The following is an 18,505-nucleotide window of genomic DNA, read 5'->3' as shown; positions in this document are numbered from 1 at the left end:
CACAGGCTGCAACACCGCGCTGGCTACAAGCATAGGTGTTACGGCCCGGCTTCGGTATTATTCGCGCCATTCCCGGCATCGCTGCCGCTCGTTTACCGAATTAGGGACAATTCATGCGTATTGGTCTTCTGACATCTCTGGCCCTGGCGATGAGCGCCAGCTTCTGCTCACTGGCCCAGGCCAGCTCCGACGACACCTGCTACCCGCACTGGTCGCTGCTCAAGTACAGCCTCGACGGTTGCAGCAACCTGACCTTCCTCAGCCCGGGCAACGACAGCCGGGTCAACCTGCGCCTGCTGCTGTCCGACCAGGGCTCCTTGCCCCTGGCGCCCAACCCGCTGAGCGAGGAAGACCTGAACGCCGGTTTCGGCCCGGTGCCATTCGCCAATAGCCGTCTGGACACGGCCCCTGCGCCGACCGTCAGCAGCGCAGCGGGCACGCCCGTCGCGTCTCCCCTCGACGAGGCCTTGGCGAAGCTCGGTATCACCCGCGACCACGGCGAAAACGTCGTCAGCCTGCTGTCTGGCGAGGGCGGACGCTGCCGCAGCAACGATGCCGAGAGCGCCACCACCTTTATCAACCAACTGCTGGCCAGCCCCGAGCTGCCCGACCCCGAGCGCCAGGCCCTGGCCCGCGCTCGCCTGCAGATGCTCGACACCTGCGCCTGGGAGCCGACCCAGCAAGCGAGCCTGGTGCCCGCCGTGCAATCGGCCCAGGGCCAGGCATTTGCCAGCTACTTGAACGGTGCCATCAGCTTCTACAGCGGGCGCTTCGCCGAAGCCTCCCAGGCCTTCGCCAGCCTGAGCGAGAACCCGCAACCCTGGTTGAAGGAAACCGCGCAGTACATGCAGGCGCGCACCGCCCTCAACCTGGCGCAACAGAACACCTTCGACAGCGACGGGATGCCAACCAAGGAAGAGGCCGACAAAGCCCAGTTGAAACTGGCCGAGGAAGGTTTCCAGCGCTACCTCGGCACCTGGCCCCAGGGCCTCTACGCGACCTCCGCCCGAGGCCTGTTGCGGCGCGTCTACTGGTTGGCCGGGAATTCCGAGAAGCAGGCGGCCGAATACCTCTGGCAACTGGGCCAGGCCAAGGCCGACGAACGCAACGTAACGCCTGACGAACTGGTGCAGGAGATCGACAACAAGATGCTGTTCGGCAGCGGCAAGGTCGAGCAGCCCTTGTTCCAGGCCCTCGACGACCTGATGGGCATGCGCCCCGGTTACGGCGAGAACGCCACGCCCAAGCTGACCCTGGAAATCTTGCAGGCGCAGAAGCCGATCTTCGCCGCGCAACCGGCGCTGTACGACTACCTGCAGGCCGCGTTCCAGCTGTATGTCGCGAAAAACCCGGAACTGGCGCTCAAGAGCCTGCCGACCGAGATCCCGGCGAAACTCGACTACCTCGCCTTCAGCCAGCAGATGCTCCGTGGTCTGGCCCTGGAAGCGAAACAGGACGGGAACGGCGCCGAAGCCCTGTGGCTGAAACTGCTGCCGCAAGTCCGCCAGCCGCTGCAACGCGAGCAGGTCGAGCTGGCCCTGGCCAACCACTATGAGCGCAACCAGCAGGTGGCCAAGGTCTTTGCCAGCGACTCGCCGATCAAGACCCCACAAGTGCGCGCCATCCTGCTGCGGCATATCGCCGACGCCGGCCTGCTGCGTCAGGTCGCCCAGGGCGAAGCGTCCACCGAGCGGGATACGGCCTTGTTCGTATTGCTCTACAAGGACCTGCGTCTGGGCCATTACGCCGATTTCGCCGCCGACCTCAAGCAGTTGCCCGCCGAGCCGGCCGACACCAAGTTGGGCACCGCCCTGGGTTACACCTACAGCGGCGGCCAGCCGCTCAAACTGTTCCGCTGGAGCGGTGCCAAGGCCGAATCCGGTTATGCCTGTCCGACCATTGGCGAGACGGCGACGACTTTGCAAGCCGACGCCAAGCAGCCGCAGGCGCTGAACTGCCTGGGCGAATTCATCCTGCGCAACAGCCTGGACGGCATGCCGCTGGACAGCCAGCGCAGCGCGGATGAGCTGGGTGGAACCGCATCCTTATTCAAGGGCACCACCTTCTCCCGTCTCGACGGTTACCAGAGCGTGATCGCCGACGCCAAGGCAACGTCCACCGACAAGGCCTACGCCCTGTTCCGAGCGATCAACTGCTACGCGCCCGCAGGCTACAACAGTTGCGGTGGCAAGGACGTGACGCCGGCGCAACGCAAGGCCTGGTTCAAGCAGCTTAAAACCAGCTATGCCAGCACCCAGTGGGGCAAGTCGCTGCAGTACTACTGGTAAGTGGCCGTGGATCGCTGGCGCTGGCTGTTGCTGGCCGGGCTGCTGGCGTTGGCCGATGCCTGGGCGGCGGTCGAAGCGCGGGACTACGACAGTTTCTGGCTGTGGAGCGGCGTCGCCCCGCAGCCGGTGCTGAGTCAGGCCAAGAGCCTGTACATCCTGCAAGGCCAGGTCAGTGAGTCGCGGCGCTCGCCGCAGCGGACGGTCAACTTTATTGCCCAGGGCATTGCGATTCCGCGTCTGACCCGGGGCGAGGTCTGGGTGGTCTATCGCGCCCACACGCTGCATTGGCCAGAATTGGTTTATCAACAGCTGCTCAGCCAGGTAAAACGCTGGCAACAGGCGGGCAACCCGGTGATCGGCATCCAGATCGACTTCGATGCCCGCACCCGCTATCTCGACGAATATGTCGCCTTTCTGCGCGACCTGCGCCAGCGGCTGCCGACGGAGTTGCACCTGAGTATTACCGGGCTGATGGACTGGAGCAGCAACGCCGACCCGGCGGCCATCGCCCAGCTCAAAGGCGTGGTGGATGAGGTGGTGGTGCAGACGTATCAGGGACGGCACAGCATTCCCGATTACGCCGCGTATCTGCCACGGATGAACCGGCTGGGCGTGCCATTCAAGATCGGTTTGATCCAGGGCGGTGAGTGGCAGGCTCCGGGATATTTGAAGGGAAATGAGTGGTTTCGGGGGTATGTGGTGTTTCTCCAGAATCCCTAGCCCGCCAATGCATCCAATCTGCACAACCATGCGTCGAAATGCGGGCAAGCAGCACGCATAACGTCCAAACCGATATCGCAGGCGATCAAAGGGCCGTGAAACGTCTTCTGGTAATCGGGCATGGCCTTAAGCACCCGCTTTGACGGGGCTGTATTCGGGCTATCATTGATATCTTCCGGCGTTGTGTGCGCTGCGGTAACGGCGCTGAGCGTGGACACAACCGCTGGATCATCAACCCATTGGCCGAACTGCTCGGTCCCGGCGAACAGCAGCGCTTCAAACTCGTGCACCAGCAAATTCGGAATGAAGTTTGGTTCGCTGATATCCAATGCCAACTGCGTCTCCAGAAAGGTTGCTTTCTGTGCGCCAGTGCCTTGAGCCGGGAACCCTGCCGTGTTTTTACCTGGAAAATCGGTGGGCAGTGCATAGAGATCAAAAAGCGTCGAGACATACGCCCTGCCGTCCTGTCGACACAAGCGGATCAGTTGTGGCTTAACCTTGGCATAGCTCACTACACCCCCTTTGTATCCGGGGCTGGTACTGACAATGATCGACGTGATGTAGACACCCAGACGGGCGTAATGCGGCATTAGCAGTTCCCGCACGAAGGCCTCTTCCGTTTGGCCTTCAACCAGCAAAATCAGGCGATTCATCGGGACGGCCTCCCGCCCAGAAGGTTTTTCTTCCAGAGATCGCCCAGGCTGTACTCCTCAAGCCATTCGGCCAACAGGCTTTCATCGGGGCGCTTGAACACAGACCCGCCATCGACCTTGTCCACGACGATGAGGTCGTGCGCATCGAATTCATTCACCAACTCGACCGATTGTGTCGAGATGATCAATTGGTGCTTCTGCGCCGTGGACTTCATCAGCGCACCCAGTGTGGTGATCGCAAAAGGATGCAGACCCAGCTCAGGCTCGTCGATCAGGATCGCGGAAGGCATGAAGCTTTCGGGTTGAAGCAGCACGGTTGCCAGGCAGATAAAACGCAGCGTGCCATCGGATAACGCACTGGCGTTGAAGGGCACATCCTGCCCTTTCTCCGTCCATTCGAGTTGGATCTTTTCTTTGTTATCCACGGTAGGGCGCAGATGAAAATCACCAAAGAAGGGAGCCACCAGTTGGATCGATTTGACGATGCGCTTGTAGTGAGCCTCGTGATGATTTTTCAGACGATAGAGAAAGGCCGCCAGATTGCGCGCATCGTCACGCAGGTACTCGTTGTCGTTGATCCCATGGATCTGTTTGACCCAGGCGCTTTGGCTCGTATCGTGAAAATGGTAGAGGCGCCAGCTACGCATGGCCGGTACCACATGCTCGTAAATCCGTGTCTTGCTATTTTGCGCTTCTGCATAAGACTCAAAGTGTCCAGTCATCGGGCGCCAATCGCCCGACCCATTCCACCAAAGCGCCTCATAGGCAAACATCATTCGATTGTCTTGAGTCGGCTTCAGCATGAATTTATAGCCGTTATTACCAAAATACAGCTCTGCCTCCAGCGTCTCGCTTTTCTTGCGCCCAAAGTGCAGGAGGGCATCCGGACCACCCGCGGCTCCCACAGTGGCTTGCAACTGCTCATCAAGGATTCGGTTGATCAGACGGAAAAAACCGATGAAGTTGGATTTACCGGCACCGTTGGCCCCAATCAGGACGTTGATTTTGCCCAACTCGATATCGCATTCCGCGATCGACTTGTAACCGCGCAAGACCAACCGCGATAGCTGATCCGAGTCATACACTTTCTTGATCATTTGCATATCCCGAATGGCGGTACATGCCGAAATATAGGGCATACCGTGTCAAATACCGGACATTATCGCTAGAATAGGCGAGTGTTGCACCCGCGAATACTCGTCACGGCTGAAGTGAAAACCTCACACGGCCCGCCAATCATTTTCCCGGCGTCACGTCGCGCAAACACCGGAACACCTCACTTCGACGCCGCCGCCGAACGCGCTTTCGCGCACTACGGGCTGCCGTTGAGTGACGACCCGCTCTCAGACCTCACCCAACCTTCTCGCCCTCGCCCTCGCCCACACGTATCCCGGCGTCACTCAGCATGGAAGACAAGTTGGTCAATGCGCTTTCGATTCTGCAATCGGCGGCGGCCACGGCTTATGAATCCGCCGATCAATTCGACGGGGCGAAGCGCAAGTTGGCAATGGGGACGGTGCATCTGATCGAGTTGGCGCAGTCGTGGGTCGACTCGATGATTGATGAAACGTCGACGATGGGGACAGCGGGCTGATCCAGGGCCGGCGGTGTTGCTGAAGACGCCTTCGCGGGCAAGCTCCGCTCCCACAGTCGTTCTAGGTCGCACGCAAACTCCAGGCTCGCCGCGAGATTTACTGTGGGAGCGGAGCTTGCCCGCGAAGGCGGCAGAACAGGCACCACAAAATCAACGGGTGTTCATCACCGCACTAAAGGCTGCGGCCGAGCGCGGTCGACAACAGGAACTCAGGCATTAAGCCGAAAACTCTCCAGCCAAGGCCCCAGTTCGGTCGCCCGCAACGGTTTGGAAATCAGAAACCCCTGCGCCACTTCATAGCCCTGGGCCTGGAGAATCTTTTGCTGGGCCAGGGTTTCCACCCCCTCGGCCACCACCCGCAACTCCAGGCTCTCGCCGATCCGGATCACAGCCTCACTCAAGGCCTGGCTGGTCTCGTCGGTTTCCAGGTCATGGACAAAACTGCGATCGAGCTTGAGTTCCTGGATCGGCAACCGCCGCAGGTAGCTCAAACTCGAATAGCCCGTGCCGAAGTCATCCATGGCCAGACGGACCCCGAGAGCATGAACCTCATCGATCGTGCACAAGGTATCCGGGTTGCTGTCCATCAACACATTCTCGGTGATCTCCACCGTCAGGTCCGCCGCCACCAGGCCGTTCTGCGACAAGGCCCGACTGATAAAGCGCGGCAGATCACGGTTGTGGAAATTGGTCGGCGAGAGATTCACCGAAATGCTCGGCACTTTCAGGTGCTGACGGCGCCAGCTCGCCAACTGCCGACAGGCCTCGCGCAACGTCCATTGGCCGAACTCGCCGATCAAGCCACACTCCTCGGCCATGGGAATGAACGTGTTGGGTGACACCTCGCCGAATTGCGGATGATTCCAACGCGCCAAGGCCTCGACACCACAGAGGTCCTGATGATTGAGACCGACTTGCGGCTGATAGACCAGGTGCAGTTTTTTCTGATCAATGGCCTCTCGCAGGGCTGTTTCCAGGCTCAGTCGGCCCTTGGCCATCTGATCCAACCCGTGACTGAAGAAACTGACGCTGCCCCGTGCACGGGTCTTGGCCTGGTACATGGCAATGTCGGCCCGTTGCAGCAAGACATCCATGCTCCGACCATCCTCGGGAAACATACTGACGCCAATGCTGGCGGACGGCTTGAGGGTCACCCCAGCGATCTGACACGGGGCGCTCAGGCAGCTTTTCAGACCGACGAGAAGATCGGTCACTTGCTCCAGCGAGCATTGCGGCAACACCAGCACAAACTCATCGCCGGACAGCCGACAGACAATATCCTGCTTGCGCCGCCGCTCCTGCAAACGCCGGGCGATCATGCACAGGAACTCATCGCCCGCCGCATGCCCAAGGGAGTCGTTGACCTGCTTGAAGCGGTCCAGGTCAATAAAGACCACGGCCAGGCTGCTCTTGCTGCGCACCGAATCGGCAATCGCCTGATCGGCCTTGGCGTGCAGCATATTGCGATTGGGCAGCCCGGTCAGGTCATCGTAAAACGCCAGCTGACGGATATGCGCGCGCGACTCTTCGCGCTCCAGGGCCAGTGCACAGAGGTGGATCGTGGCATTCACCAGCAGTTGATCCAGTGGACTCGGCTCGCGTGTCTCCCGGTAGTAAAACGCGAACGTCCCCAGCACCCGGCCAGAACTGGACTTGATCGGCGTCGACCAACAGGCCTTGAGCCCCAATGGGATCACCTTGTCGCGAAAGCCTTCCCAGAACGGGTGATGCGCAATGTCCGTCACAACCACCGGCTCACCGCTGAACGCCGCCGTACCGCAAGACCCCACTTGCGGCCCGATGCGCAAGCCATCCAGCGCATTGGAGTAATGCTCGGGCAAGCTGGGGGCGGCCAGGGGATGCAAGGTGCCCGCTTCGTCGACCCGCAGAATCGAGGCAATCACGTCGGGGGCAATCCGCTCGACTTCGCGACAAACCAAGGTCATCAGGGCCGCCAATGATTCCTCTCGAACCATGGCTTCGAGCACTTTGTGCCGCAGGATCTCCGGCATCCGCGTATGGGTCACGTCGATCAGGACACTGACGGTATGGGTCAGGTGGCCGAGGTGATCGAGCACCGGATAGGTGGTGACATTGCACCAGACACGACGACCATCATGCCGATAACCGAACGCCTGTGAGTGATAAGTCTCGCCGCGCATCAACTGAGCATGGAGAGTCGCAATGTCTTCCAATTCGAAATAGGGGGCGATGACACTGATAGGCGTTCGTCCCACCACGACGGCTTCGTCGTAGCCGAACATCAGGGTGAAGCCACCGTTGACGTAAAGAATCTGCCACTGGGCATCGGTGACGATGATCGCGTTTTCGGTGCTGTCGACCACCAGCGACAGCAGCGACAGGCGCTCGCGCTCTTCATGCTGGACCGTGATGTCCTTGATGAAGGCGGTGTACATCACCTGGTCGTCGGTCTTGACCTTGGAGATGGACATTGCGCCCCAACGTCGGGTGCCGTCCTTGCACTCGATCAGCACGTCGCGGCTGGTGCCGACGATCTTGTTGAGCCCCGTGCGACGATTGGCGTCGATGTAGCTGTCGTGATCCGCGCGAATCAGTTGGGGCACCAGGAGACTGACATTTTGCCCGATCACCTCTTCCTGCTCGTACCCCCAGAGTTTTTCCGCGGCGGCGTTGAACAGGATGACCCGGTTCTGGCTATCAATGACCACAACACTGTCGATGCTCTGCTCGAGGGTCTGGATGAAAACTTGGGAAAGATCCTGAATGTCAGGCATGGCGGTAGCCCACTCACGGGAAGGAAGACAAACACAGTGTCGGGCTCCTTCCCGGTGCTTCAGGACTTTGCTGATCGCTGCCCCACTTTTTGCAGAGATCGGAGGGGGTTGAAGGGGACACCCATCTCGGTGTCCAACAGTAGTAAGGTCATCATGTAAACACTGATATCAATATGCCGCTATCCGATCATCGGACTATTGACCTGCATCAAAGGCCCCCAAAGGACAGATGTAATATCTTCGTCGCGGCCTCGCGACGAAGGCGTTCTCAAAAGCATTCTCATTAGCTGTAACGTTGCATCCCCAACGCTTCACCGTCACCCGCTCCAGGGTGTCGAACACCAGGTTCTCCACCAGCAGGCCGATCAGGATCACCACCGCCCGGCCAGCAGGAACTGCTTGAGCACATGGATCTGCAACACGCCGAAACGGCGACTGAAGGCGATCTGTTGCTCGGGGCTGATGCGCTGGTCGCGGAACACCACCACGTGGTGCTCCAGGTGCGCGCGATGAATGCGGGCAAAATCCTCGTCATTGAGCGCTTGGCGCAAATCGAGGCCAAGGATTTCAGCGCCCAGGCGTCGGAGCGGCGAAGGATGAGTACTTTTCCGCGCGACTCAAGGACCTCTCCGACAGGCTTGGATGCCTTGAAAACCCGGGTTCTGGAACCTTGTGCAAAACACTGGGGTCGCGGGAAGCAATACGCATCGCCAAGAGGGCGAGTCCCTACAGCCACTTGGGAATCGATTGATAGTTTCAGGGGGGACTGGTGAAAGAGAATGGCACCATGCAATCATCCGTCATAGCGCGCCTCAGGCGCAGAAAGTGGTCGGTTTGACAAGCACCCGGGCAGCTTCTAGTGTGCCATCGGATCACCCTTCAACCTTGTTCAAAACAGAGTAGTCGCGTGGCGGAAAAACCGAATCCCTTGAACAGCGTTCACGTCAATGGACCCATCCCCGCCCACCTTGCCCGGGCGGTGATAGAGGAGACCTTGCGTAGCGCGATCCTGGACGGGCGCCTTCCCTGTGGCCTGGCCTTGCGCCAACAGGAACTGGCGACGCTGTTCGGCGTCAGCCGCATGCCTGTGCGTGAAGCCCTGCGCCAGCTCGAAGCCCAGGAACTGCTGCATGTGGTGCACCACAAGGGCGCCGTGGTAGCGCCATTGATCGTCGATAACTCCATCGAAGCCTACGACTTGCGGATCCTGCTGGAAACCGAAGCGTTGCGCTTGTCGGTACCCTTGCTCGAGGACAATGACTTCAAACAGATCGAGGCCTATATCGATCTGCTGGAAACCGAAGACGACTATACCCAGGTCGGACGGCTCAACCGTCTGTTCCATATGGGGCTCTACAGCAAGGCGCCTAATCACAAACTGTTGAAACTGATCGAGCAGGGCCTGGTGGAAGAAGAACGCTTCCTGCGTTTCAACCTGTCGGCCATGGGGCTGGGCCAACTCTCCCAGGCTGACCATCGCGCCCTCCTCGCCTCCGCCCGGGCCGGCGAGATCGAGGTGTGCGTGGAGAACCTGCGGCACCACCTGCAACGTGGCATTGAAGTGATCCTGCGCTATCTGGCCCAGACCCGGTCTTGACCCCCTGAGCCGATACGCCCACGGGGGCCCAGGCCCCATGGCCTGCTGTTTTACCCATGTGCACGGCGGCCCGCGGGCCGACGAGACGGGTTGCCTGTGAACGGCAACGGCGGCGCCGACAAGCTGTCATCAGCTGTTTTGCATGATTCGTGAAAGAGAGCTTGGGCGCACGCCCCGCCACGCGGGATGACCCTATCTATTCACCGCTTCGGACAGGTTTCGCCTCTTCAGGCGATAGCAGAACTGCCCGTTTGGGCACAGGCTTGCTCATTGATAATGAATTGACGAGTGACGTACGGCTCTGCGCCTGCAACTTTCGGATTACATCACTCACCCAAGGAGCACTTCCACGCGCCGGAAGTACGGTTTAGCCGTGTCTCGGCCACGCCTATCAAATTATTAATCCATTCCGTTGAGAGCCATATGAATGAGGTATTCAATCATTCATTTAAATTCTGATCATTATTATTCGGAAGGGGCACTCTCACCCCTAAAAACACGGCATCGCCCGTGTTATAGGCAACACTCATCCGTTAAAAAACCCAACTTACAATTGTTCTAAAAATAACTTGATCCACGCTGATTATTTGTATTAATTTTTAATGGCTTTCGGGCAGTCCCTGTCGCAAAGGCCTTAGCCAGCCTAGACATACACGCCCCGCAAGACCAAACAAAATACGCTCAAAACGCTTGCACAATGACGCTTGGGTGCATGTTAAACAGGTGATGGTTCCTCTCGATACTTTCAATTTCTTATTGAGGAACCTGCTCGTCCGCCGGTTAACCAATGCGACATTACCCACCCCTCAGAACGATTAGAAGACCGCTTGTAACCTGTCACAACCCTTTCAACTTTGCAGCCACGTGGTGATTATTAATGAGCGCACTAAAAGCCCTTCTCGACAGCCGAAAAAAACAGTTGACCCAACACCCTGTATTCAGTGAGATTCATTCACTTTCACTACTTCGACGGTTCATGGAAGTCCATGTTTTTGCGGTCTGGGACTTCATGTCGTTGACCAAGCGCTTGCAACAGGAACTGACCTGTACCACCTTGCCCTGGCTCCCGCCCAAGGATCCCCAGGCCGCGCGCCTGATCAATGAAATTGTCCTGGGCGAGGAGTCCGACCAACGCGAAGGCCCTGGTCATTGCAGCCACTTCGAGCTGTACCTGGAGGCGATGCACGAGGTGGGCGCCAGCACGGTCGTCATCGAGCGCTTCATTGAGCTGTTGCGTGAAGGCGTGACGGTCGACACCGCGCTGCGCACGGTGAACGCGCCGTCGATGGTGATCGGCTTTGTCCGCAATACCCTCGAGATCGCCCTCGGCGCTTCGGCTCACCAGGTGGCCGCGGCCTTTCTGCACGGCCGGGAAAGTGTTATCCCGCAGATGTTCCAGCGGATTCTCGATGAATGGGGCATTGATCACGCCCAAGCCCCGACGTTGCGCTACTACCTGCAACGGCATATCGATGTCGATTCCGAGGACCATGGGCCGGCGGCCGAACACCTGCTGGAGCGCCTGGTGGACGGTCAGTCGCAGCGCGAGGTGGAGATCTACGGCGCAGCCCTGGCGGCCGTGGACAGCCGCATGGCGCTATGGGACGGCTTGCAGTTGAGCCTGAGCGAGCATGCGGTCGAGGTGGCCATCTCATGAACGCCGCCGACTACACCTCCTTCGCCGATGCCTGGGAAAGCCGCGCCAGCATCCGCACCCGTCCACGCCGCCTGCTCGAGGACGACGACCGGCTGATCTATCCACTGAGCCGCCAGCCGCTGGTCAGTAGCGAGAGTTTCCTGACCCTGTGTCCCGAACAAAGGGATTTCGTGCTGCTGCAGAGTCTCTACAAATTCATCAATGACGTGGTGATTTTCGAGACCGATATCGTCGACCGCACCGCCCGCCGCATTGCCAAGGGACGCTTCCCGATCCACTTCCCGTTCGCCTGTCGCTACGACGCCATGACCGTGGTAGTGGACGAGGATTACCACGCCCTGGTGGCCATGGACTTCATGCAGCAGACCGTGGCCATGACCGCTATCGAACCCCTCGAACTGCCCGAGGAAATCGAGTTGAGCCGGGCGATACCGGCGGCCATGGGCATGGCCCCCGAGCATCTGCAGGCGGCCATGGAACTGATCTGCGTGGCGATCTCGGAAAACACGGTGACCAACGATGTCGCGGCCTTTGCCAAGGACGACACGATCAAGCCCTCGATCAAGGGCCTGATGGCCGACCACCTGCTCGACGAAGGCCGGCATGCCACGTTCTGGACGCGCCTGGTGCGTCTCTACTGGCAGACCGCGAGCGAAGACGACCGCGACCTGATCGCACAGATCCTGCCGGTGTTCATCGTCCATTACCTGACCAACGACATCCAGAAGGCCTTCGACTTCCGCGTGATCGAGCATCTGCCGGTGAGCGAGGCGATTCGCCGGGCCCTCAGGCGTGAGGCACTGGGGCTGGCGTATCCGATCAATCGCCACCATCCGCTGGTGATCAATATCGTGCGCTTCCTGCGCAACAGCTCGCTGCTCGATTCGCCCTGTGTCCAGGACGCCTTGAGCGACTACCTGATCTAGCCAAGGAGATCATCATGAGACGTCTCACCCTTTTGCTCGTCGGCAGCAGCCAAGCGCTGGATGAATTGCTCCGCGAACTGGAACAGCACGGTCATTCGATTCAACGCCTGAGTCAGGCCCAGGCCATCGAAGCACAACCGCCGGGCGCGGCGGATCTGTTGATCGAAGATGGCAGCCTGGCGTTGCCCACCAGTTGGCGGCGCGACCTCGGCGCTTGCACGCACCTGGCCCTGCGCCTGGAACAAGGACCACCGACACCCCAGGGCCTGCCCGAACTCAACCTGCTCTGCCATCTGGTCGAGGACAGCGGGAGTCGCCTGATCCAGCGTCTGGCCGTTGCCCAGGACGACTCCGGGAACGGCCAGGCGCTACGCCTCGCCGCGGTCCAGGCCCTGGTGGAACAGGTGGCCTTGCAGGTCAGCCGTTACTCCCGTGATGTCGAACACTTTGCCGAGGCCGTCACGCTGCCAACGGCCTCAGACCACCCGGAACAGGACCTGCGGATGCTTGAGGCGCTGGCCTTCGAGCACCGCTTCAACCAGACCGCTCGCCCCGAGTTGCTGGCCCTGGCCCAGGTGTCGGTCATTGAGCATATCGAAGCCAGCCTGCTGCGCTTCGCCGATCGCCCGGCGCTGACCCTCGACGCAGAGTCACTGACCTACCGGGAACTGCATGACCTGAGCCGAACGATCCAGCAAGCCCTGCTGGCCCGGCTCGACGCCTTGGGGCCGCTCTCCGCGCCGCCGGTCATCGGGCTCTGCCAGCACAAGGGGGCCGCGTTGTACGCCAGCATCCTGGCGATTCTCGGTGCCGGGGCGGTGTATCTGCCGCTCGACCCGGGCCACCCGCTGCAGCGCCAACTGTTCGTCCTCAAGGATGCCGGTGCCAGCCTGCTGCTGCACGACGGGCAAGACCCGCTGGCCGGGCATCTGCCGGCCCTGGATGTCCGCGGCCTGACGAACGAAGCGCCAGACCAACCCCTGGTGCGCCAGGCATTGGCCGCCCAGGCGCCCTGTCTGGCGCTCTACACCTCGGGCACCACCGGGCAACCCAAGGGCGTACTGCTCAGCCAGCACAACCTCAGCCACTTCACCGCCTGGTATGCCGACTACGTACAGCTCAGCGAAACCAGCCGGGTCCTGCAGTTTTCCACCCTGAGTTTCGACTCGTCGCTGATCGATATTTTCCCGACCCTGGTCCGGGGCGCGGAGCTGGTGGTGCCCACTGAAGACCAGCGCCGCGACCCCTTGCAGCTGCTGGCGCTGATTCGCGGACAACAACTCAGTCACGCCTTCCTGCCGCCGGCGCTGCTGAGCATCCTGCCGCTGGACACGCCGCTGGGCCTGAGCCACGTGATGACCGGCGGCGACGTCTGCGAACCGGATGTCATCGAGAAGCTCGCGACGCAGTGCCATTTCTACAATCTCTACGGGCCCACCGAGAGCACCGTGCTGGTCACGGCCAGGCAGTTCCAGGCCGGCTCCGGCAATCGCAGCCTGGGCCAACCGATCGCTAACAGTCAGGTGCTGATTCTCGACGAGCAGCGCCAGCCGGTCCCTGAGCAGACCGTCGGCGAGTTGTACATCGTCGGGCCGGGGGTCGGCCTCGGTTATCTGAACAACCCCGACAAGACCGCCGACAGCTACCTGCAACTGACGTTGGGCCAGGGCGTCGGCCTGCGGGCCTACCGCACCGGCGATATGGCCAAGTGGACCGGCGAAGGCATCGAGTTGTGCGGGCGTCGGGACAACCAGGTGAAGATTCGTGGTTTCCGGGTCGAGCCGGAAGAAATCGAACAGTGCCTGCGCGACAGTCGGCTGTATCGCCAGATCGCGGTGGTCATCGATCCCCGGCGGCGGGTGCTGGCGTTCATGAGCCAGCCACAGTCTGCCGCTGGCCAGGACGCCCTCAGGCAACATGCCGAGCGCTATCTACCGGACTATATGCAACCGACCGTCTACACCGAGCTGGCCAGCCTGCCTTCGGCCAGCAACGGCAAGATCGATCGCGCGGCGTTGCTCAAGCTGCCGGTCGAGGCAGCGGAAAACAGCCGTCGCCGGTTACCGGCCACAGAGGACGAAAGCCGCCTGCTGGCGCTCTGGGCCGAGCTGCTGGAACTGCCGGTCGAGGATATTTCCACCGACGAGAGTTTCTTCAACCTGGGCGGTCACTCGATTCTGCTGTCAAAAATGTTGCTGGGCATTCGCGAGCAGTATGGCCGGGGCATTTCCATCAACCGCTTTATCGAGGAGCCGACCCTGTGCCGGCTGGCGCTGCTGGTCGGTGGCGCCGCCACCCACCAGGCCCTGAGCGAACAGATCGAGGTCGACGCCTGCCGTGAACTGGGCCTGAATGTGCTGCCCGCCGATCGGGCCGGCGATGTGAACAAAGTGGTGGTGACCGGCGCCAACAGTTTTGTCGGCGTGCACCTGGTCGAAGCGCTGCTGGCCGGCGGGGCTGTCGAGGTCGCCTGCCTGGTCCGCGACAGCGCCGCGGAACCGGCGAACGAACGCTTTGCCCGAGCCCTGCGGGAAAACCGCCTGGAGCACCTGGACCTGAGCCGGGTGCGGGTCCATGCCGCCGACCTGACCCGTCCGCGGCTGGGACTGGCCCCCGCGGTCTATGAGCGGATCGATCGTGAGTTCGGCGCCCTGGTGCACAACGCGGCCAACGTCAATCACGTACTCGACTACGAGTCGCTGGCCCCGGACAACGTCGATCCGCTGTTCGAATGCCTGCGCCTGTGCGAAGGCCGCAGCAAGAAGATCTTCAATTTCATCTCGACGCTGTCGGCCTCCAGCAGTGTCGATGCCGAAGGCCGGGTGCTCGAACAACCGGCGGCGCAGACACCGCCGATCTATATCAGGAACGGCTACAACCTGAGCAAGTGGGTCGGCGAGCGGATCCTGCAACGGGCCCGCGAGCAAGGCGCCTGGGTCAATCTCTACCGGCCCGGCAACATCAGCTTCAACAGCCGCAGCGGGGTCAGCCAACCGCACAAGAATCGGCTGATGCTGATGCTCAAGGGCTCGTTGCAACTGGGCCAGGTGCCCGCCCTGGAGCTCAATTTCGACCTGATGCCGGTGGACTTCCTCGCCCGCTTCATTGCCCTGCATGGTCGACGCACCAGCGCCCACGGGGTGTTCAACCTGCATAACCCGCAACCCTTGAGCTGGGCCGACTATGTGGCCTCGTTCCGCGAGGCCGGCCGCGACTTCCAACTGGTCAGCGTGGCCGACTGGCAACGCCAGTTGCATCGGGTAGACAGCGCCAATGCGCTGTTCGAAGTCCTGGGTTTCTACCTCAACGGCTTCGAGGAGGACATCGGCGATATCTCGGCCATCGGCCATGCCCATGCCGCCGCCGGCGTGCGCGAGATGGGCGAGCAATACCCGGCCAAGACCCCGGCGCTGCTGCGCAAGGGCTGCGACTACCTCACACAGATCCAGTTCATCTGATTCACCCCCACCCACAAGGAGTTACCTCATGAATAACCTGCAACCTGACAGCCTGATCCGCAACCCACAAGGCAGCCCGGTGATTTCATCGGTGGAGATTGCCCGCGACGCGGCCACGGTTTGGGCCGTGGTCGGCGATTTCGGCGGATTCGCGGCCTTTATCACGGCGCTGGAGCGCATCGAAATAACCGGCGATGGCGTCGGCTCGCTGCGCAAGAAATTCTTCAAGGACGGCAATCTGGTGGTCGAGCAGCTCAACTCGCGGGATGAGCAGGCACGGCGGATGACCTGGACGACGATCTACAACACCCTGGGGGTTGGCCAGCTGTGGGCGGCGATGACCGTGGAGGCACTGGATGCGCGGCGTTGCCGGGCGACCTGGACCATCATTGCCGAACCGGCCAGTGGTGGCGAGGAAGCGCTGCCGGGGTTCCGCAGCTTCGTCCAGGGGTTTGCCGATGATGCGATGAACAATGTGCGGACGTTGTTGGCCTGATCAAGTTCGGCCCCCGCCGCCAGGTTTTGCCTGCGGTCTGGTGAACGACAGATCTCCCCTGTGGGAGCGGTGCTTGCCCGCGAAGCTTTTGGCGTCCTTGAGGCCGCCTTCGCGAGCAAGCTCTGCTCCCACACAAGCCCTGCTTCCGCAAGGGGGGGGTCAACACCGGTATCGCGGGATCAGATCCGGAAACTGTCCACCAACTGCTTCAACCGTCCAGCCTGCTGCGCCAGCGCATCGCAATCCTTCAAGGTCTCATTCAGGTTCGCCACACCCTGCTGGTTCAGCAGGTTGATCTGGTTGATATCAACGTTGAGGGTCTCCACCACCGCGGTCTGTTCCTCGGTCGCAGCGGCCACCGATTGGTTCATCCCGTCGATCTCGGTAATCCGCTGGGTCACGCTGACCAGGCGGGCACCAGCCTGGTTGGCGACTTCAACGCTCTCCTCGCTGGACACCTGGCTGGCGTTCATGGTGGTCACCGCTTCCCGCGAACCGACCTGCAACGAGGTGATCATCTTGTGGATCTCCTCCGCCGATTCCTGGGTCCGGTGGGCCAGGTTGCGCACTTCATCGGCCACCACCGCAAAGCCACGTCCCGCTTCACCCGCCCGCGCCGCTTCAATCGCCGCGTTAAGGGCCAGCAAATTGGTCTGCTGGGAGATGCCCTTGATCACATCGAGAATATGCCCGATATTGTCGGTGCTGGCGTTCAGCGTTTCGATCTGGGTGCAGGACAGGCTGATCTTCTGCGACAGCTCGGTCATCGCCAGGATAGTTTTTTCCACCACCTGACGCCCGTCATCCGCCTGTTCGCTGGCACCGCTGGCGTGTTGCGAAGCATCGGCGGCATTGCGGGCGATTTCCTGGGTGGCCGCCCCCAGTTCGTTGATCGCCGCCGCCACGCTGTTGGTCCGGGCGCTCTGCTCGTCGGAACCGATAATCGAGGCATTCGAGGAGTTCATCACCCGCTGTGACAGGTCATGCACCTGCCGCGTGGCCGAGGACACCTCACTGATGGAGGCGTGGATCCGCTCGACAAACTGGTTGAAGGAGCCGGCGAGTTCGCCGAATTCGTCCTTGTTCTCGATGGTCAGGCGCCGGGTCAGGTCGCCCTCGCCCTGGGCAATGTCCTGCATCGCACGACCCATGGTGGTCAACGGACGCATCAGGAACTGGATCAACAGGGTCAGCAGCACCGCGATCGCGACCACGGCAATCAACATCGCGATCAACGCCGAAGTCCGGAACTTGCTCAGTGGCGCGTAGGCCTTGTCCCTATCGATGGACAGGCCGATATACCAGTCCGCCGAAGGCAAGCCCGCCACCGGGGTGAACGAGATAATCCGCTCCTGGTTGTTCAGGGTAACTTCCTGGATGCCCTTGGTAATCCGCAGCCCGGAGTTCGGGTAGAGGTCCTTGAGGTTTTTCATCACCTGGCCTTTGTCCGGGCTGACGATCACCTGCCCGTCGCCACTGACCAGGAAGGCCTGGCCAATACCGCCGAAGTCCACCGAGTTGATGATCTTCACCAGGGTTTCCAGGCTCAGGTCACCGCCCACCACGCCCAGCAGTTGCCCGCCGCTCTTTACCGGAAGGGCAATAGTCACCACCAACCCACCGACCGAGGCCATGTAAGGCGGGGTGAGCATGGTCTTGTCCGCCACTACCGCGGACTTGTACCAGGGACGCTGACGCGGGTCGTAACCGTCAGGCATCTTCGCGTCAGGGCGCTGGGTGAAGGTGCCGTCAGTCTGACCGACATAGGTGAACTGGAAGTTGGAGGTCAACGCCGGTTGATCGACCAGGCCCGGGTAGTCGGCCTTGCTGCCCTGATGGGCAACGTTCTGTGCCAGGTTCTCCAGTACCAGGATCCGCCCGCCCAACCAGTTCTGCACGCTACTGGCGGTCAGGTCACCGGCTTGCTGGACGGAGGATTCGAGGTTCTGCCGGATGGTGCTGCGCTGTAGATAGTCGTTGTAGAAGGTGAACAGCGCGAAGGCGAGAACCACGACACCAGAGGCGGCCAAAAGGATTTTATGGCTGAATTTAATATTCATTTCATAGACTTCTTATGCCGAAAGTGGGGATGCGTGCGGGTACAACATTCGTTGTGCGCGTAGGCGAGCTTCTATGGCCGCTCTACTTTGGTGCACGCATTGTCACCATGCTGTCGGCACCATGGAGTGAAAACTTAACTCATTTCAGGAGATGTCAGGAGGCTTTTCTACGGGCCAAAAACAAAACCCCCGTCTGCGTGCGCAGACGGGGGTTTCGGAATTCAATCTTGACGATGACCTACTCTCACATGGGGAAACCCCACACTACCATCGGCGATGCATCGTTTCACTGCTGAGTTC

The 18,505-nt window shown here is 60.8% G+C and carries 12 protein-coding genes, 1 rRNA gene and 2 pseudogenes; 8 read left to right on the top strand and 7 right to left on the bottom strand.

Annotation, left to right across the window (positions count from 1 at the left end; translation table 11 throughout):
* Positions 1–113: 113 nt before the first annotated feature.
* Positions 114–2,288, top strand: a complete 2,175-nt coding sequence (locus AC07T0_RS20795; protein WP_495002987.1) for a PA5441 family protein — start codon at positions 114–116, stop codon at positions 2,286–2,288.
* A gap of 6 nt (positions 2,289–2,294) precedes the next feature.
* A complete protein-coding gene (locus AC07T0_RS20790) occupies positions 2,295–3,008 on the top strand; it encodes a DUF3142 domain-containing protein (protein WP_495002986.1) in 714 nt (237 codons plus the stop codon).
* On the opposite strand, the gene AC07T0_RS20785 is transcribed toward AC07T0_RS20790, so the two are convergent.
* Together AC07T0_RS20785 and AC07T0_RS20780 are read right to left on the bottom strand one after the other, a co-directional pair.
* The gene (locus AC07T0_RS20785; RefSeq protein WP_495002985.1) at positions 3,005–3,661 is read right to left on the bottom strand and encodes a DUF4276 family protein; all 657 of its coding nucleotides are present in this window, start codon (positions 3,659–3,661) and stop codon (positions 3,005–3,007) included. The genes AC07T0_RS20790 and AC07T0_RS20785 overlap by 4 nt on opposite strands.
* Positions 3,658–4,758: an AAA family ATPase gene (locus tag AC07T0_RS20780; RefSeq protein WP_495002984.1), complete on the bottom strand. Its 1,101-nt coding sequence runs from the start codon at positions 4,756–4,758 to the stop codon at positions 3,658–3,660. The genes AC07T0_RS20785 and AC07T0_RS20780 overlap by 4 nt, the downstream gene beginning before the upstream one ends.
* A 308-nt stretch (positions 4,759–5,066) precedes the next feature.
* Between AC07T0_RS20780 and AC07T0_RS20775 the strand changes: the two genes are divergently transcribed.
* Complete coding sequence (locus tag AC07T0_RS20775; RefSeq protein ID WP_495002983.1) at positions 5,067–5,255, top strand: DUF6124 family protein; 189 nt, start codon at positions 5,067–5,069, stop codon at positions 5,253–5,255.
* A gap of 209 nt (positions 5,256–5,464) precedes the next feature.
* On the opposite strand, the gene AC07T0_RS20770 is transcribed toward AC07T0_RS20775, so the two are convergent.
* The 3 genes and pseudogenes from AC07T0_RS20770 to AC07T0_RS20760 form a co-directional block, all read right to left on the bottom strand.
* Positions 5,465–8,011, bottom strand: coding sequence for an EAL domain-containing protein (locus AC07T0_RS20770; RefSeq protein WP_495002982.1), 2,547 nt, complete (start codon positions 8,009–8,011; stop codon positions 5,465–5,467).
* Between the two features lie 300 nt (positions 8,012–8,311).
* Positions 8,312–8,401, bottom strand: a pseudogene (locus AC07T0_RS20765) (ABC transporter permease); the annotation flags it as partial.
* Positions 8,392–8,589, bottom strand: a pseudogene (locus AC07T0_RS20760) (TauD/TfdA dioxygenase family protein); the annotation flags it as partial. The pseudogenes AC07T0_RS20760 and AC07T0_RS20765, both read right to left, overlap by 10 nt.
* A gap of 329 nt (positions 8,590–8,918) precedes the next feature.
* Between AC07T0_RS20760 and AC07T0_RS20755 the strand changes: the two are divergent.
* The 5 genes from AC07T0_RS20755 to AC07T0_RS20735 all read left to right on the top strand — a co-directional run bounded on the left by AC07T0_RS20755 (position 8,919) and on the right by AC07T0_RS20735 (position 16,145).
* A complete protein-coding gene (locus AC07T0_RS20755) occupies positions 8,919–9,608 on the top strand; it encodes a GntR family transcriptional regulator (RefSeq protein WP_495002981.1) in 690 nt (229 codons plus the stop codon).
* 877 nt (positions 9,609–10,485) lie between these two features.
* Positions 10,486–11,265, top strand: coding sequence for a DUF3050 domain-containing protein (locus tag AC07T0_RS20750; RefSeq protein WP_495002980.1), 780 nt, complete (start codon positions 10,486–10,488; stop codon positions 11,263–11,265).
* Positions 11,262–12,191 (top strand): diiron oxygenase, encoded by a 930-nt coding sequence (locus tag AC07T0_RS20745; RefSeq protein WP_495002979.1) that lies wholly within the window; start codon positions 11,262–11,264, stop codon positions 12,189–12,191. The genes AC07T0_RS20750 and AC07T0_RS20745 overlap by 4 nt, the downstream gene beginning before the upstream one ends.
* A gap of 14 nt (positions 12,192–12,205) precedes the next feature.
* The gene (locus AC07T0_RS20740) at positions 12,206–15,649 is read left to right on the top strand and encodes an amino acid adenylation domain-containing protein (RefSeq protein WP_495002978.1); all 3,444 of its coding nucleotides are present in this window, start codon (positions 12,206–12,208) and stop codon (positions 15,647–15,649) included.
* Positions 15,650–15,677: 28 nt separating this feature from the next.
* Positions 15,678–16,145, top strand: a complete 468-nt coding sequence (locus AC07T0_RS20735) for an SRPBCC family protein (protein ID WP_495002977.1) — start codon at positions 15,678–15,680, stop codon at positions 16,143–16,145.
* Between the two features lie 179 nt (positions 16,146–16,324).
* Here AC07T0_RS20735 and AC07T0_RS20730 read toward each other — a convergent pair whose 3' ends face one another.
* Entirely contained in the window at positions 16,325–18,205 is a 1,881-nt protein-coding gene (locus AC07T0_RS20730; RefSeq protein ID WP_495002976.1) for a methyl-accepting chemotaxis protein, read from the bottom strand.
* A 225-nt stretch (positions 18,206–18,430) separates the two neighbouring features.
* Positions 18,431–18,505, bottom strand: a 5S ribosomal RNA gene (gene rrf, locus AC07T0_RS20725); the annotation flags it as partial.

This window comes from Pseudomonas sp. GW821-FHT04D07 (assembly GCF_059420225.1).
The sequence above is the reverse complement of the archived record's forward strand: the minus strand, read 5'-3'. Positions and strand labels throughout refer to the sequence as shown.

Bases quoted from the DNA above. Each gene is read 5' to 3' on its own strand.
- AC07T0_RS20785 (WP_495002985.1), bottom strand. From the start codon at position 3,661: ATGAATCGCCTGATTTTGCTGGTTGAAGGCCAAACGGAAGAGGCCTTC.
- AC07T0_RS20750 (WP_495002980.1), top strand. From the start codon at position 10,486: ATGAGCGCACTAAAAGCCCTTCTCGACAGCCGAAAAAAACAGTTGACC.
- AC07T0_RS20735 (WP_495002977.1), top strand. From the start codon at position 15,678: ATGAATAACCTGCAACCTGACAGCCTGATCCGCAACCCACAAGGCAGC.
- AC07T0_RS20770 (WP_495002982.1), bottom strand. From the start codon at position 8,011: ATGCCTGACATTCAGGATCTTTCCCAAGTTTTCATCCAGACCCTCGAG.
- AC07T0_RS20780 (WP_495002984.1), bottom strand. From the start codon at position 4,758: ATGATCAAGAAAGTGTATGACTCGGATCAGCTATCGCGGTTGGTCTTG.
- AC07T0_RS20795 (WP_495002987.1), top strand. From the start codon at position 114: ATGCGTATTGGTCTTCTGACATCTCTGGCCCTGGCGATGAGCGCCAGC.
- AC07T0_RS20730 (WP_495002976.1), bottom strand. From the start codon at position 18,205: ATGAATATTAAATTCAGCCATAAAATCCTTTTGGCCGCCTCTGGTGTC.
- AC07T0_RS20775 (WP_495002983.1), top strand. From the start codon at position 5,067: ATGGAAGACAAGTTGGTCAATGCGCTTTCGATTCTGCAATCGGCGGCG.
- AC07T0_RS20745 (WP_495002979.1), top strand. From the start codon at position 11,262: ATGAACGCCGCCGACTACACCTCCTTCGCCGATGCCTGGGAAAGCCGC.
- AC07T0_RS20740 (WP_495002978.1), top strand. From the start codon at position 12,206: ATGAGACGTCTCACCCTTTTGCTCGTCGGCAGCAGCCAAGCGCTGGAT.